The organism is Sorangium sp. So ce726, assembly GCF_051521405.1.
Lineage (GTDB): Bacteria > Myxococcota_A > Polyangia > Polyangiales > Polyangiaceae > Sorangium.
In genome coordinates this window covers 8,799,407-8,814,939 of the sequence record NZ_CP150349.1, presented here as the reverse complement: position 1 = coordinate 8,814,939, position 15,533 = coordinate 8,799,407, and the positions used below count along the sequence as shown (strand labels likewise).

The 15,533-nt window shown below is 74.1% G+C and carries 10 protein-coding genes; 6 read left to right on the top strand and 4 right to left on the bottom strand.

The window, feature by feature from the left end; genetic code table 11:
- Nucleotide 1: 1 nt before the first annotated feature.
- The 5 genes from WME79_RS32590 to WME79_RS32570 are packed head-to-tail and all read left to right on the top strand — an operon-like array spanning nt 2 to nt 4,849.
- A complete protein-coding gene (locus WME79_RS32590; RefSeq protein ID WP_437522801.1) occupies nt 2–592 on the top strand; it encodes a hypothetical protein in 591 nt (196 codons plus the stop codon).
- Nucleotides 593–646: 54 nt separating this feature from the next.
- Nucleotides 647–2,422 (top strand): OmpA family protein, encoded by a 1,776-nt coding sequence (locus WME79_RS32585; protein WP_437522799.1) that lies wholly within the window; start codon nt 647–649, stop codon nt 2,420–2,422.
- Between the two features lie 3 nt (nt 2,423–2,425).
- Nucleotides 2,426–2,947 (top strand): Rab family GTPase, encoded by a 522-nt coding sequence (locus tag WME79_RS32580; protein WP_437522797.1) that lies wholly within the window; start codon nt 2,426–2,428, stop codon nt 2,945–2,947.
- Entirely contained in the window at nt 2,947–4,086 is a 1,140-nt protein-coding gene (locus tag WME79_RS32575) for an ATP-binding protein (RefSeq protein WP_437522795.1), read from the top strand. Before WME79_RS32580 ends, WME79_RS32575 begins: the two co-directional genes overlap by 1 nt.
- Before the next feature lie 4 nt (nt 4,087–4,090).
- Complete coding sequence (locus WME79_RS32570) at nt 4,091–4,849, top strand: response regulator (protein ID WP_437522793.1); 759 nt, start codon at nt 4,091–4,093, stop codon at nt 4,847–4,849.
- A gap of 54 nt (nt 4,850–4,903) precedes the next feature.
- Here the strand turns inward: WME79_RS32570 and WME79_RS32565 are convergent, their stop codons facing one another.
- The 3 genes from WME79_RS32565 to WME79_RS32555 form a co-directional block, all read right to left on the bottom strand.
- Nucleotides 4,904–5,656: a high-affinity nickel-transport family protein gene (locus WME79_RS32565; protein ID WP_437522792.1), complete on the bottom strand. Its 753-nt coding sequence runs from the start codon at nt 5,654–5,656 to the stop codon at nt 4,904–4,906.
- Between the two features lie 322 nt (nt 5,657–5,978).
- Nucleotides 5,979–6,221, bottom strand: a complete 243-nt coding sequence (locus tag WME79_RS32560) for a hypothetical protein (protein ID WP_231864310.1) — start codon at nt 6,219–6,221, stop codon at nt 5,979–5,981.
- A gap of 154 nt (nt 6,222–6,375) precedes the next feature.
- On the bottom strand, nt 6,376–9,084 hold the full coding sequence (locus WME79_RS32555) for a vWA domain-containing protein (RefSeq protein ID WP_437522790.1): 2,709 nt from the start codon (nt 9,082–9,084) through the stop codon (nt 6,376–6,378).
- A 227-nt stretch (nt 9,085–9,311) separates the two neighbouring features.
- On the opposite strand from WME79_RS32555, the gene WME79_RS32550 reads away from it, so the two are divergent.
- Nucleotides 9,312–11,702: a protein kinase domain-containing protein gene (locus WME79_RS32550; protein WP_437522788.1), complete on the top strand. Its 2,391-nt coding sequence runs from the start codon at nt 9,312–9,314 to the stop codon at nt 11,700–11,702.
- Between the two features lie 42 nt (nt 11,703–11,744).
- On the opposite strand, the gene WME79_RS32545 is transcribed toward WME79_RS32550, so the two are convergent.
- Nucleotides 11,745–15,380, bottom strand: coding sequence for a S8 family serine peptidase (locus tag WME79_RS32545; protein WP_437522787.1), 3,636 nt, complete (start codon nt 15,378–15,380; stop codon nt 11,745–11,747).
- Between the last annotated feature and the right edge of the window lie 153 nt (nt 15,381–15,533).

Here is a 15,533-nt window from a genome sequence, read left to right as displayed (position 1 = left end):
CATGACCATGAGGACGAGCGGGCGGGCGGAGCACGAAGCCCCCGCAGGACACGCAGAGTCCGCGATCACCAACAGCCTGGAGCAGGTGCGCGACATCCTGTGCGGCGCCCAGTTCCGCGAGTTCGCTCGCCGGCTCTCGCACACCGACGCTCAGGTCGCCGCCCAGGCGGAGGAGCTGCGGAGCGAAGCGTGGCGGCGTCTGGACACGCTGGAGGCGCACATGCGCAGGGAGATCGAGGCGCTCAGCGCGTCGATCGAGGCCCAGCGCGCGGCCGCCGACGGCGCGCTCGGCAGCGTCGCGCGCGAGTCGCGGGAGGCGCTCGAGCTGATCGCGCAGCGGGTCCAGCGGCTGGAGGAGCTCGTGGCGCGCACGCAGCGCGAGCTCCGGCAGCAGATGCTCGATCAGTCCAAAGCGTTCGCCGACGAGACGCGGCGTACGCGGAGCGAGCTGAGCGCGATGCTCGAGCGCGAGCTGGCCGCCGTGTGGGCCGACGGCTCCGACGCGACCGCGCCGGACGCGCCGGTGCGCGAGGCGGCCGCGCAGTCGGAGCGGTACCAGAAGACGGAGCGCCGCTCGGACGAGGCGGCGTGAGGCGGCCGCGCCGCTCCGCCCAGCGGAGCGGGCGCGGCGGTCCGGAGAAGAACGATGCGAGAGCCGAGAGCGCGCCGCGGGGCGCCTCCGCCGAGAAAGACGCTCGAAGATCTCCGCCCCCTGCTCGTGGGCCCCGAGCAGCACAGGATCCAGCGGATCGAGGAGCGGCTGGACCAGTCCATGGTCGAGATGGTCGCGGGGGCGCTGCCCGAGGCGGTGATCGAGAGCCGCAAGAAGGGCGAGGCGCTCTCGTGGGCGCTGGAGCCGCTCCTCACCAGCGCGATCCAGGAGCGCGTGCGCCGGGACCCGGGTTCGTTCGCGGACGCGATCTCCCCCGCCATGGGGCCGGCCATCCGCAAGGCCGTGCGCTGCGCTCTCCGGGCGATGATCCAGCGCCTCAACGAGGCGGTCGCCCTCGGCATGTCCTGGCGGAGCATGCGCTGGCGCGTCGAGGCGCGCCGCACGGGGCGTCCCTTCGCGGAGGTGGTGCTGCTCCGCTCGATGGTCTACCGGACCGAGCAGCTCTTCCTGGTCCACCGCGGGACGGGGCTCGTCCTCGAGCACCTCAGCGCCGACGAGATCCCCTACAGGGATCCCGATCAGGTCACGGCGATGCTCACGGCCATCGACGCGTTCGCCCACGACGCGTTCCGGACCGACGCGCGGCTGGAGCGCTTCCGCGTCGGCGATCTGACAGGGTGGGTCGAGCACGGCCCGTCGGCGCTCCTCGTGTCCATCGTGCGCGGCGTGGCGCCGCCCGCGTACGGGCTCGTCCTGTCCGAGACGCTGGAGCACGTCCACCTCGCGTACGGCGGTGAGCTCGTCGGCTTCCGCGGCGATCGGACGCCGTTCTCGGGCGCCCGCGAGCTGCTCTCGCGCTGCCTCCAGCAGCAACGCCAGCCGGTCCCGCGCCGAGCTCGGGCCGTGCTCGCGGTGGCCGCCGTGCTGGCCGCGGTCGTCGCGACCGCGCTCGTCTTCTCGGTGCGCGCCTCGCGGGAGGCTCAGCGCCGCTTCGAGGCCTGGGGCGAGGCGCTGCAGCGCGAACCCGGCCTGCTGGTCACCGCGGCGGAGCGGCGCGCCGGCCAGGTCGTGTTCACGGGCCTTCGCGATCCGCTCGCCGCGGACCCGAGGGCCGTGCTCGAGCGCGGCGGCCCCGTGCGCCAGGAGGTCATCCTGCGCTTCGAGCCCTTCTATTCGCTCCATCCGCAGATCGTCGAGCGCCGGGTGGCGCGCGCGCTGGAGCCGCCGCCCGGGGTCACCCTGGCGCTGCGCGGCGGCGCCGTCGTGGCCAGCGGGGTCGCGCCCGAGCGCTGGATCGAGCGCGCGCGCTGGTCGGCGGCGGTGCTCCCGGGCGTCTCGGGGTTCGACGGCGAGGGCCTGACGGCGCAGGAGTCGATCGACCGCGCGCGCGCGGCGGCGCGATCGCTCGAGGCGATGGAGCTCTTCTTCCGCCGCGGCGCCGCGCGGCTCTCCGGCGAGCAGGCCGCGCGCCTCGACGAGGTCGCGGCCGCTGCCGACCGGCTGATCGCGCGCGCGCGCGACGCCGGCATGACCGCCGAGATCCGCGAGATCGGCTACGCGGATTCCGTTGGATCGGAGGCGTCGAATCGAGCGCTCAGCCAGGCCCGCGCGGAGCACGTCGCGGCCGAGCTCGTTGCGCGGGGGATCCCGGCCGATCGCCTGCGAGCGAGCGGCGGGGGACTGCGGCGTGAGATCCTGCCCCCGTCCTGCTCCGGGGGCGCGGCGGCCAACTGCGTTGCCAGCGCGGACGAGCGCCGCGCGCGCAGCGTGATCTTCCTTGTGGACCTGCACGCGGGGAGCAAGGACTGAGTCATGGCGGAGAAACGCAAGGTCTGCGTGCTGGGCGCGACGGGGGTCGGCAAGACAAGCCTCGTCGCCCGCTTTGTGCGCAGCATCTTCTCCGAGTCTTACCGGACGACCATCGGCGTGACGATCGAGACACGGCGCGTGAGGTGCGATGAAGGCGAGCTCGACCTCATCCTCTGGGACCTGAGCGGAGAGGACGAGTTCCAGGCCGTCCAGACATCGTACCTGCGCGGCTCCGCGGGCTGGCTCCTCGTCATCGACGGCACGCGGCGCCTCACGGCAGAGACCGGGCTCCGCCTCTACACCGCTGCGCGGACGATCGTCGGAGAGGTCCCGGCCGTCGTCGTCCTGAACAAGGCCGATCTCACCGCGGCGTGGGACATCGACGACGCCACCGAGGCCAGGCTGAGGAGGGCGGGCCTCTGGATCACGAGGACAAGCGCCAAGACCGGAGCCGGGGTCGAAGGCGCGTTCAACGCGCTGACGCGCGCCATGCTGGCGAGCGAAGCGCCTTTGTTGCGGGGTTGATGGACGTGGACACGTGGCTCCTCGCGGCGCTGGACAAGCTCGTCCTCGAGCGGTTGCACGACGGGACTTTCGTCATCCGCGGCGAGCCGCCGCCGTGGTTCCGCCGGCTCGGGTTCGCGCCGCCGTGGCGCGACGCGCCGCTCCCGATCGATCGCGCGCTGCCCTTTCTGGAGGTGTTCCTCCCCGAGGCGGAGCGGGCCTGGTCCGCGGAAGGAGCGCCGAGCGTGCAATCCGACTTCTGGACGCAGATGATCGGCGACGAGGCGCTTCACCTCGAGGCGACGGCGCTCCGCGTGGGCTCGTCGCGGCTGCTCGTGATCACCCGGAACGACGCGCTGTTCCAGGAGCGCCGCCGCGTCCTCCAGCGGGCGCGCGAGCTTCGCCTCGTGCACGAGGCGCTGTCGCGCGAGGTCGAGCGGAAGGATGTCCTCGTCCACTGCATCGTTCACGACCTCTCGGGCCCGCTGAACAGCCTCCTCGGCGCGCTGTCCCTGCTGGGAGAGCAGCCGCTCCCGGAGAAGAGCGGCGCGCTCGCCGCGGTCGCGTTGAAGGCCGCCCTGCGGCAGCGCGAGCTGATCCGGGAGATCCTCGACGTGTTCACCGCCGAGGGCATGGCGTCCGACGTCTCCAGCGGCGACCTCGCGGCGGTGGTCGACGTGTGCGGCACCGTCGCTCGGGTCGTCGAGGCGCTCCTGCCCATGGCGCGCAGCCGGGGGGTGCGCCTGGAGGCGCCGCCGGAGATCGGCTGCGCGCGGCCGTGCACCGTCGTCGGTGAGGAGCGCAGGCTCGCGCGCGTGGTCTCCAACCTCGTCGAGAACGCGCTCCGGTTCACGCCTCCGCGCAGGTCGGTGCGGGTCGCTGTGCACGATGAGCCCCGGTGGGCTCGCGTGACGGTGGAGGACGACGGGCCTGGCGTCTCCCCTGCCATCGCGCCGCGCCTGTTCCAGAAGTTCGCGCACGGCCACGACGCTGGCGCGGGCAGCGGCCTCGGGCTCTATGGCGCCCGGATCGCCGTGGAGCGGTGGGGCGGGGCGATCGGGTACGAGGCGCGGCCGGAAGGAGGGGCGAGGTTCTGGCTCCGGTTGCGGCGAGTCGGCGCGGCGGGCGAGGCGGGTGGCAGCGGGGCGCAAGGGGGGTGATGCCATGGCCAAGCTCTTGCTGGTCGACGATGATTCGGGGACGCTCGCGTGGATGGCCGAGGCGCTGCAAGGCGCGGCGTACGACGTCCGGACCGTGCGCGGCGGGAGCGAGGCGCTGGAGCTCCTCCGGACGTGGACGCCGGACCTCATCCTGGCCGACTTCCTGATGCCCGAGATGGATGGCTTCGCCTTCAACCGGCTGGTGCAGTCGCGCGAGCGGGTGCCCGTGATGCTCGTCTCCGTCGTGAACAAGCCGGCAGAGGCGATCCTGCGAGGGATCGCCGGCTACGTGCGCAAGCCCGTCACCGCGGCGGAGCTCCGCGCCGCTGTCGAGCGCGTGCTCGGCGCTGTCGAGGGGGTAGCCATCCTCGTCGTGGACGACGACGCGGACATCCGAGAGTGCTACCGGCTGATCCTCGAGCCGCGCTTCAGCGTGCTCGAGGCCGAGAACGGGCGCGACGCCCTCGATCTGCTCGCGCGCGAGCCCGTGGCGCTGGCCATCGTGGACGTCCACATGCCCGTCATGAACGGGGTGGAGTTCATCCGCGCGATGCGCGACGACGCGAGGTTCTGCACGATCCCGGTCGTGGTGCAGACGAGCGACCGGGCGGCCGCGCGCGCGCCCGTCTGGACTGATCTGCACGTGGCGCAGACGATCCTGAAGGACGAGTTCCTCGACTGGCTCATGACCCAGATCGACGCGCACCTCGCGCCGGCGTCGCCGCGCGAGGCCGAGCGCGCCTGGTCGACCGCGAGCCGGTGAGCGCCGAGCGTCGCTCCGTCCGCGAGCGCGCGAGCGCGGCCCGCCCGGGCGCCGTCAGCCAGGCGTCCACTGCGGGTTCGCAGTGAACAGCCCGGATCCGAAGCTGATATCGTAGGCCAGGAACAGGCCGAAGCCCACGCTGAGGAGGCTGGCGACGGTGCCGAAGGCGTAGTGTATCCCGCCGGTGCGAGCGCGCGCATACGCGAACGGCAGCGCGAGCACCCCGGTGATGAGCGTCATCCCGGCGATCGTGCCCACGCCGAACAGCGCGATGTAACCGATGCCCCACCGCGGGTCGCGCACCGTGGTGAGCACGAGGAGCGCCACAGCGGCCGAGCCCGCGAGGCCGTGGACCACGCCGATGAGCAGCGGCCGGAGGCTCGCATAGACGCGCGAACCGCCGAACACGCGGTCCGCCCAGCCGAGGTCGTGCCGGTGGCCGTCGTGGTGAGCAACCTGCTTTACCGGAGCAACGTCGGGCGCCGGCGGCTCGCCCCGCCGGACCGCCCGGTAGAGCCGCGCCAGGTGGTACACCCCGAGGCCGATCAGCATCAGGGCGACCGCGAGCTCCATGGCCAGGCCGACGTGCGGCGGCACCACGAACCCGAAGAGCAGGATGGCGCCGCCGATCAACATCAGCGTGAGCGTGTGGCCGACGCCCCACATCGCGCCGATCAGCAGCGCCGTCCCGAGGCTCCGCACCCGACTCACGACGGTCGCCACCGCGATCACATGGTCCGCGTCGGTCGCGTGGCGCATTCCGAGAGAGAAGCCGAGGAGCAGCAGCGGAAACGCCGAGGCGAACATGTCCCGTCTCGTAGCACGGACGGCGCGCGTCGTGTCACGCTGTGCGCGGCCGCCTGCTCCCGCCTCCCGGCCGGGTCGCTTCGGCCTGTCGCGGCGAGCCGTCGTCTGCGCGGGCTCGGCCACCAGCACGCTTCGGCGAGCTCGGAAGCCGGGCCCGCGACACCCGGTCGGCGCGGCCTCGAAGCGCGATCTCAACCATGACAGCGATCGCCCTTCGGTGCGCGCGCGGCTCGTGCTCTCCTTCCGTGTGGCTCGGGCACTCCTGACCGCCAGGAGAGGCCCTAAGGCCACGGGGCGACGAGCGCTGTTTCAGCCCAGCATGTCAGTTCGCGCGGTCTCGACTGAGCGCGTCGATGGCCTGCTGCATCCAGACCGCGTCTTCTTCAGCCTGCTTCAGGCCGTGCATCATCTGCTGGCGCAGCACACCCGTGGTCTGACGGATACCCCTTCGAAAGACGTCGGCTGCGCGCTCGTGGACGACCTTGAGCCATGGGGCAAGGTCGCGCTTGTCGAGCGGCCCTGGAGCGTCCAGGACGGTGATGCAGGCATCGATGGCCTCGCGCATGGAGCGGGACTCGAGCGCGTCGGCGAAAGCGGAGAACTGGAGCAGCGACTCTCGCAGCGCAGCGCGTCCGGTCGATGAGACTCTGTCTGTCATGGCCGCGCTCAGCCTACCACCTGGGGGACGCCTCCGCCCGTGCGCGCGCTGCGATTGCGCGTCAACGCAGGCGGGATCGCCCCGCCGTCTCCAGCAACATCGCGAGCACGAGCGGATCACCGAGGCCTTGCTCTGCGCCCATGTGCGCGCGGAGGCGCGACAGGCGCGCCTCGTCCTCCAGGAACAGCGGCTCGTTCAGCCGGGCCGCGGCCTCGTGCAGGATGCCCTCGCGCTCGGAGAGGAGCGCGGCGGCGCCGGCGCGATCGCCGCGCGCCACGCGGGCAGCGGCCTCCGCGAGCGACTCGCCCGCGGCGAAGCCCTGAAGCGTGCGCGTCATCGACGCATCGACGGACGCCGCGCTGGCGGCGTCGCTGTCCGCATAGCGCACCTCGATGGGGATCTCCTCGATCACGTTCTTCCTGGAGAGTCGATCTTTGTACTTGAGCTCGACGGTCGCGACGGTTCGCCTCCCCGCGCCGGGGCCGGCGCTCAGCTTGAGCAGCAGGGCGTGCCGATCATCGCGGGCGAACACAGGCATGAAGAAGCGCATGCCGCCCTCGGCGTCGTCGCGTCGATCGGCCGCGATCCGGTCCCGCGACAGGGCGGCGACGTCGGCCGCGATCTCCTGGGCGCGGACGCGGGAGGCCTCGGCGTCGTCCAGCCGGCGTGAACCGTAGACGCGGAGCAGATCGACGCCCGCCTTCAGGCGCACGCGCACCTCGACCGCTGTCGCGACTGGGTCGAGGCGCTTGTCGAGCTCGGTCGACAGCGCGGGCGCGATCTGCTCCGGGTGTCGCAGGTAGTAGTAGCCGCCGGCCCCGTCGCTCGCGATCGAGCTCATGAGCTGGCCGTCGAAGTCGTCGCCGAGCCCGAGCGCGCTCGTCTGGATGCCGCGCTGGAAGGCGTCGAGGGCGAGCCACGCCAGGCGTCCGCTGTGGGTGAGGCCGCTCGTCGCTCGGCCGTCGGAGACGAGCAGCACCACGCGCACGGCGTCCTCGGGGATGCCAGGCCGGCTCGCCTGCGCGTAGCCCAGCGAGAGCCCCGCGCCGATGTTGGTGCCGCCGCCCTCGCGGAGCCCCTCGATGGCGCGGCGGATCGCCGCGCGGCGCGGGCCGACCGGGCCGTCCTCGATCACGACCTCGGCGTCGCTGGAGAAGGCGGTGAGCGAGAAGTCGTCGGCCGGCGCCAGCCTATCGACGAGCGCCTGCGCGGCGTGGCGGGCGCTGTCGATCGGCGCGCCGGCCATCGAGCCGCTCGTGTCGAGGACGAGGTGCACCGAGAGGTGCGGCCGCGCGGGCGCCGCCGCCGCCGCGGAGCGGAGCGCGAGGCGCAGGTGGAAGGCGCCGCCGCCCGGGCCGAGCGCGGCGCGCTCCAGGTCGGTGCGCAGGCCGAGCGCCTTGTCGGGAGCGAGCGGGACCTCCGGGGCGTAGCGGGCGGCGACGTCGCCGACGAGCTCGCGCTCCGCCGCGGGCACGACGCCGCGCGCGAGGGCGGCCTCGAACGCGGCGAGGTGACCGCCCCCGGGCCGGTACGTGGTGGCGAAGCGGCCGTTCGGATCGAGGGCGACCTCGGGCTCCGGAGCGTAGGCGGCCGCGCTCCGCGCCGAGACCGGCGGCGAGGAGGCGCCGGCGCGCCCGTGGCCGTTCCCGAACCCCTGGCCCGACCCGGCGCCCGCGCCGTGCCCGATCGTCCCGATGGATCCGAGCCCGAGCGCCGTGCTCTCGCTGGCGAGGCCCCCGTAGCCAGCGAGGGGGAGGCCCGCGCCGTCTGCGGACGGCGCGGCGCCGTCGAGCCCCCACGGCGCCGTGGGGGCGCCCGGATCGCCGCCGCCCCCGGCGTTAAGCAGCCCGATCATCCCGAACTCGGCCGCGTCGCGCAGCGCCTGCTGCCGCGCCACGTGGGGATCGGGGCTGTCGCTCGGGCCCTTGACCCCCCAGGCGTTCCCCGTCGCCAGCGCGCGTGACGCGGAAGGGTGGCCCATCGACCCTTCCTCGCCCTTGGCTCTCGTCCCTGCGCCGCCCTCCTTCGCGTCGGCGGCGGGTTCGCCCTCGCGCTCGATCGCCCCGCGCATCTCGCGCTCGTCGGCGGACGCGAGGTACTGCTGCACGAGCGCGATCCGATCCGCGCTCATGCCCGTGGACGGGTCGACGAGGGGCGGCGCCCAGCGAGCGAGGGCGCCGAGGAGCCCGAGGTGCAGGGCCGCCGAGACGGCGTGGAGGGCGAGGCTCTTCCGGCTCACGAACGAGCGGCCCACGCGCTCGCCCGCGGCGGCATCGGCGCGGATCTGGATCCGCACGCCCGCGATCTCGACGTCCACGCGGCCTTGCGCGGGGAGGGGGACGAGCGTGGCCCCGGGGATCGCCGCGCGCTCCGCGCCCGCGTGCAGCTCCCGCGCCGCGGCCGCGGACAGCGGCGCGCCGCCGGGGGTGAGCGTGAGCGTCCCCGTCGCGGCGCCCAGCAGGACGAAGCCGACGCGCCCGGCGCCGTCGACCTCGAGGAGCGGCGCGCGGCGCGCGCCGAGCACGCGCCCGGGGAGGAAGCAGTCACACGGGCGACCGTCGCTGCGCCCCTCGCCGACGTCGAACGCGCGCGGCGGCGTCAGGTGCTGGACGAAGAGCACGGTCGTGCCCCAGGAGATGACGATCTCCACGGAGCGCACCGGGGCGGGGGCCTCGCCGGTGCTCGCCGCGTCGGGCTGCCTCGCGGCGGTGAGGTTCGGATCGGTGGCGGCGCCGCCATCCCCGGCGTCCGTCGTGTTCGCGCTGGGCATAGATCTCCCCTGTGCGCCGCGCGGAGCGGCGCGCTCACGTCATCAGGAACCGCGCGGAAGACGCGCGGATCCGCGTCCTTCAGGCGGGCGCTCGGCCGCGCTGGCCGGCTGTCCGTCGTGCCTGCGGAATGACAGCGGCGGCGCGGGGAGGTTCCGGGGCTTGAACCTCACGCGCCGCAGCAGCGGCGGTGCTCCTCCCCTCTCCGGCGAGGTACTCTCGCCGTTCGATGACGCGCAATGTCCTGCTGCTGGAGCCTATCGCCACGGAGCGCGACTACATGGCCGAGGTGCTGCGTGCAGCCGGATGGTCCGTCTTCACGCCCCCCGCCGCGCGCCCCACGCCCGAGGAGTGCGCGGCCGCCGATGCCATCGTCGCGGATCTGGACCGCGCCGCGGTCGAGGGCTGGGTCCGCGCGGTCGATCGGACGCCGCCGCCTGCACGGTTGATCGTCACGTCGCGGTTCCGCGGCTTCCTCGAGCGGATCCGCGGATACGAGCAGATCGCGGCGGTCGTCCACAAGCCGGTCACCGCGGAGGCGCTCCTCGGGGCGCTGCTCCCGTCGCCGAGCGACGGTCCCACCCTGAGCCACCCGGCGGCGGGCCGCGCCGCCGACCCCCTGGACGACCCCGCGCGCGACGCCGAGCTCGAGCGGCGAGGCCTGCGCAGCACGACGCCCGACCCCGAGCTCGTCGTCGTTGCCGAGCTCGTCGCGCGGGGCGTGGGCACGTCGGCCAGCGTCGTGACGATCATCGACTCGTCGCGGCAGATCTTCATCGGCGCGACCGGCCTCCCCCGCGACCTGTCGATCGCCGGAGGGACGCTGCGCTCGTGGTCGTTCTGCCAGCACGTCGCGCGCGACAACGCCCCGCTCATCGTCGAGGACGCCCGCGCGCACCCCGTGCTGTCCGAGAACCCGCTCGTGGCCATGAACCTGGTCCGCGCGTACGCGGGGTTCCCCGTCGTCCTCGAGGGGGTCGGGGCTGTCGGGAGCGTGTGCGCGGTGTCCGGCGAGCCCCGGGAGTTCGACGCGGGGAGCATCGCGACCCTCCAGCTCGCGGCCAGGCTGGTGAGCGAGCAGCTCGCGCGGCGCTCCGGCCTCTCGCCCCACGTGACCGAGTCGAACGAGCGGCCCACGTCACAGCCTGCACCGGAGAGCGCCGGGGCACCCGCGCCGCTCGCCCGGGGCGAGGCGAACGAGCTGCCCGTGCGGCTCGCCCCTGGCGATCTCGTGGACGACAAGTACTGGATCACCGCGATCCTGGGCGAGGGGGGCCAGTCGCAGGTCTACCTGGCGCGCGAGAAGCTCCTCGGCCAGCTCGTCGCGCTCAAGGTGGTCACGGAGCCGGACGACAGCGCGCTGCTCCGCGAGGCCGAGGCGCTCGTGCGGCTGAGGCACCCGAGCATCGTCCAGCTGTACGGCTGGGGGCGGCTCGACGGCGCGCGCATGTACCTGATCCTCGAGTACGTCGAGGGAGAGACGATCCACCGCCACATCGTCGACCGCGCGCCGCAGGGCGGGTTCATGCCCCTCCACCAGGTCCTCTCCGTCGTCCGCCAGATCGCGGGCGCGCTCGCGAGCATGCACGCCGAGGGGTACGTGCACGCGGACGTCAAGCCGGGCAACATCCTGCTCGACACGCGGATCGAGCGGGCGGTGCTCATCGACTTCGGGCTCGGGGCGCGGCTGGGCAGCGAGCGGCCCCACCTCGTCGGCGGGACGCGCGGCTTCGCGGCGCCGGAGCAGCTGATCCCCGGGGCCGCCGACCCGCAGCCGGCGCTCGACACCTACGCCCTCGCGGCGGTCACCTACGCCATGCTGACGGGCAGGGCCCCGTTCGAGGCCGCGGGCACCTACGGCATCGTCGCCATGCAGCAGCGCGGGGACATCACGCCCCCCTCGCGCGCGCGCCCGGGGCTCTCCCCGAGCGTGGACGCCCTCTTTGCGCGGGCGCTCGAGCCGGAGCCGTCCAGGCGCATCGCTTCGCCGGTCGTGTTCGCCGACGCGCTCGCGGCCGCGCTCCTCTCGAGCCCAGGCGAGCCCACGCAGGCCTCGATCCCGGCGCCGCACGACGGCGCGCCGCTGAGCCGCGGCCTGGCCTTCCGGCTCTGCAGGGCCGAGGCGGCGCGGCGGCTCGGCGAAGGGGGCGAGGCGCGCGTGTGGAGCGGCCTCGATCCGGCGGACCGCGACGCCATCGTCGCGGCGACCGACGACGCCGCGCTCTACCCGGTGGCGCCCCTCGTGGCCTACCTGCGCGCGCTCGGCGGCGAGGCCCCCGGGAGCGTGGAGGCGGTCGGCGGCGCGCTCGCGAGCGCGGCGCTGCCCGAGATGCTGCGCAGGCTCCGGGTCGCGCGGACGCCGGAGGCGCTGCTGGAGGTGGCGGGGCCGCTGCTCCGCCGGTTCCACGCGTGGGGGCGCGTCCAGGTCGAGCGAACGTCGACCCACAGCGCCAAGGTCGATCTCTGGCTGCCCGACGGGCTCGCGCCGGTGATGTGCCGCTACGTGAGCGGCTTCCTGCGGGCGCTGCTGGCCACGTCAGGGTCCACAGCGCGCCTCCTCGAGCTGCGCTGCGGGGGCGGCAGCACGGGGGCATGCGTGCTGCAGGTCGGGTGGCGCTGAGCGGCGCTGAGCCGCGCGGCGGTGCGCGGCCCCTTCACGGGCCTACGCCCTCCGCCGCCTCCCCCACAGCGCCATCGCCCCGATCAGCGCCGCACCCAGCGCCGCGCCCGCGCCGCGAGCGCCGGACCCGCGCCGCGGCTCGGCGCCCGCGGCCTCGCACGCGCAGCCTCCGCCCAGCTGGAGGATCAGCGGGGCCTGCTGCGGGCCTTCGCACAGGTCCACCGTGAGCGGCCGCGGCGCCATCCGCGCGACCCCTTGCCTGAGCGGCGTGTCGAGGTTGCCCGTGTTCTGGTTGTCGTGATGGAGGCTCTCCCAGGCGATGAGCGCGCCTGTCGTCGCCTCGGTGTGCCAGGCGAAGAGCCAGCCGTCGCGCGTGCCCACCGCGATCTCGAGCGTGCCGTCGCCGTCGAGGTCGCCCACGGCGGGCGTGTTGGTGATCGACTGGCCGGTGAACTTGGGGAACCCGCGCGGCTCCCGGCCGCACCCGTCGAAGGCATGAAGGAAGTAGCCGCTCGATCCGCTCAGCACCTCGGGATAGTCGTCGCCGTTCAGATCGACGACCGCCTGGCTGCCCGAGATCGCGTAGTCCTCGAGCACGAACGGGGCGCGAGGCAGCATCGCGCCCGACCTGCCGCTCCAGACGGCGAGCAGGTGAGGCCCCGGCTGCGTCGCCCCCTGCGCGCCCGCGAGGGCGAGCGCGGCCGCCCTCGAGGCGCCCGCGGCGATGACGTCGGGGGTGCCGTCCTGATCGATGTCGCCGAGCGCAGGTTGCGACAGCAGCGGGATCATCGTCCGGGCGCCGGCGGCGGGCGACAGGGGGCCGAACGCCGGGTCGAGCCCGGCCGGCGAGCCGCCGCCCGCCCGCGGCAGCGCGCCCGCCGGCGTCGCCAGGAGCTCGCGCTGCTCGCCGGGCGAGGCCGGGAGGACGAGCGGCGGCGCGCCGTTGCCCTGGACGACGCCCGCCAGCGCGCCACCGAACCGCCCGACGACGCCCGAGGCCATGATTCCCTCCGCGGCGAGCGGGTCGAACGAGAGCGACGGCACCGTGATGGGCCACCCCGCGAGCACGGGCCCGGAGGGCGCGGTCGTGCCCCGCCCATCGATCACGTAGACCGCCCCGGCCTCGCCGTCCTCGCCGAGCCGCTCGCTCGACGCGACCAGCAGATCCGGCAGCGCGTCGCCGTTGAAGTCGGCCACGGCGGGCGTCGCGAGGAGGCGGCTCCGCGCCGGCTCCTCGGCGAGCGGACCCGCGTAGTGCACCTCGACGGGAAAGCCGCGCAGCGCGCTGCCATCCCTGTCGAACGCGTGGATCGTGCCGTCGAACGCCGCCTGGATCACGTCGAGGTGCCCGTCGCCGTCGAGATCCGCGAGGACCGGCGAGGCGAGGGCCCCGCGCGCGATCCGCGCGGCCGCCGACATGCACGGCGCGCTCGCCGGAGCGCCGGGATCGAGGGGGCAGGAGGGGATCTCGGGCAGGCGCTTCGGCCACCCGTCCCGGTCGTCTCCGTCCGCGCCGATGACGTAGATCGTGCCCGGCCAGGTGGAGATCGCGATCTCCTGCCTGCCGTCGCCGTCGAGGTCCGCGATGGCGGGCGCGCTCAGGATCGGCTCGCGACCGAGCCCTTCGTCCACCTTGCTGTACGCGGGTGCGCCGAGGTACGTGGGCGTGGCCGGGGACGCCGGCCGATCGAGCAGGCCGTCGGTGGGGTCGGTCATGAACGGGAACCCCGGCAGCGGCACCGGCCCCTTCGGCGTCATCTTCAGCACGTGCAGCGCGCCGCCGGCCGTCGGGTAGACGAGCTCGCGGACGCCGTCGCCGTCGATGTCGGCCATCTTCGGGCTGCCCTCGCCGCTGTCGCCGACGTGGACGGGGAAGCCCTGGACCAGCGTCGGATCGCTGTCGACGTGGATCGTGCGCCGCGCCTCGCTCTCCACCTTGCCGGTCGCGTAGTGGGCGACCGCGCGGACGCGCACCGTGATCGCGCGATCGTCCTCGCCGTGGGGGCTGTCGGGGTCGCGGAGGTGAGACGTGCCGATCGTGCGCACGTCGAGCGAGGCGATCGGGCCCTCGACGCCGATGACGACCGTCGGCGTGACGTTCGTCTCCTTGTGGATCACCTTGAAATCCGCCGCGAGCGGCTGCGCGCCTGCCGCCCACTCGACCCAGTAGTCGTAGGCCATCGCCCGCTTCGCCGAGATGGTGCCCTCGATCGGCACCGGGCCCTGGACCTGATCCTTGTAAACGACCTCGAACCAGCGCGGCGACGTGATGTCGACGGCGGGCGGCACGCGCCCCTCGCGGAGCGCCTCCACGGCGCGGTTCGCGTTGACGCGGCCGTGGCCGAACCGCTGATCGAACCCTTCCTGCGAGAAGCGGTACAGCGATCCGGGCTCCAGCGACTCCGGCACGGCGATGTCGTCGGCGGTCGCGATGAGCAGGCCCTGCACCTCCCCTGGGGACAGGGACACGCCGCGGTCGAGCGCGACGGAGTAGAGCAGCCCCGCGATGCCGGCGAGCTCGGCGGTCGCGTCGCTGGCGCAGCCGGGGCTCGACACGGCGAGCACGTTGTTGCCGCCGAAGCTCGAGCACGGGGACGCGTCGACGAACGTGGTCGACGTCGCGACGCTCTGGCCGTCGTAGCGGACGGCGCTCACGGGCAGCGCGTGGTTGCTCGTCGCGGGCACGCTGTGGTGGCGCGAGCCCTCGTTGCCCATCGACGCGACGACGAGCGTCCCCTGGGTGTGGGCGTAGTCGAGCGCCGCCTGGACGAAGCCGGTGTTGTCGACCGCGGTCACCGGGCACTGCACGACGTTGATCCGGCTGTCGGCCGCGTAGAGGAGCGCCTTCGCGAGGTCCTGCGCGTCGGCGACGTGGCTCTCGCCGACGCGCAGCGGGATGACCCGGCACTGCGGGCAGACGCCCGCGCCGCCCAGCTGGTTGTTCGTCTGCGCCGCCGAGGTCTTCGCGCCCTCGGTGCCGTGGCCGTTGCGGGCGTCGTCGAACGGATCGTTGTCGTTCTTGAAGAAGTCCCAGCCCGCGATGTCGTCGACGTAGCCGTTCTGATCGTCGTCGATCCCGTCCGAGAAGTGGAGGATGAGGTCGCCGGCGTCGAGCTGGCCGTTCCCGTTCCGATCGCCCTGCACCCGCCCCTCCGAAGCCGCGGGCGTGAGCTCCGGCGTGTCCCTGTAGTCCGCGATGGAGAGGACCCCATCGCCGTTGCAGTCGAAGCCCGCGAGCGCGCCGTTGCCGCCGCACGCCACGCCGTCCGCGCGCCGCGGCTTGTGGGCCGCGAGCTCGCCCTGGTTGAGCCACACCTTCTCCAGGAGATCCGCCTCTCCCCAGAGGATCCCGGAGTCGGCGACGGCGATCCGGACGCGCGTGTCCCCCTGGGTGAAGCGCCAGGCGAGATCGATCGCCATGCCGGCGGCGGACTCCTCCGGCCGGACGTACCCGCTCGGGGCCGGGATGAACGAGTAGAAGCCCCACTGTCCGCTCTGCGTGACCGACGTGCCGTAGTCGGGGTCGCTCGGCCAGTGCTCAGGCTCGGCCATGGCTGCTGCGCTGGCCCACTCGGGCGGCGGCCAGCCGCCCGACGCGTCGGATGGAACAAGCGCGCCCGCCGCGGCGCCGCCGAGCGCCCCCAGAAGAGCGAGCGAGGGAAAGCAAGTGCAGCGCATGCCGAGACCCTACCATCGGTTCGCGCGCGCGGAGGCAACCGCCGCCTCCAGCAGGAAACCGGCGCTTTCACCGCGCCCGCGCGCGGATCGCGGCGGCCTTCGCGCCGCGTGCGACCGGACGCCGCCGCGGCGTTGTGGCGTTGCGGCGTTGCG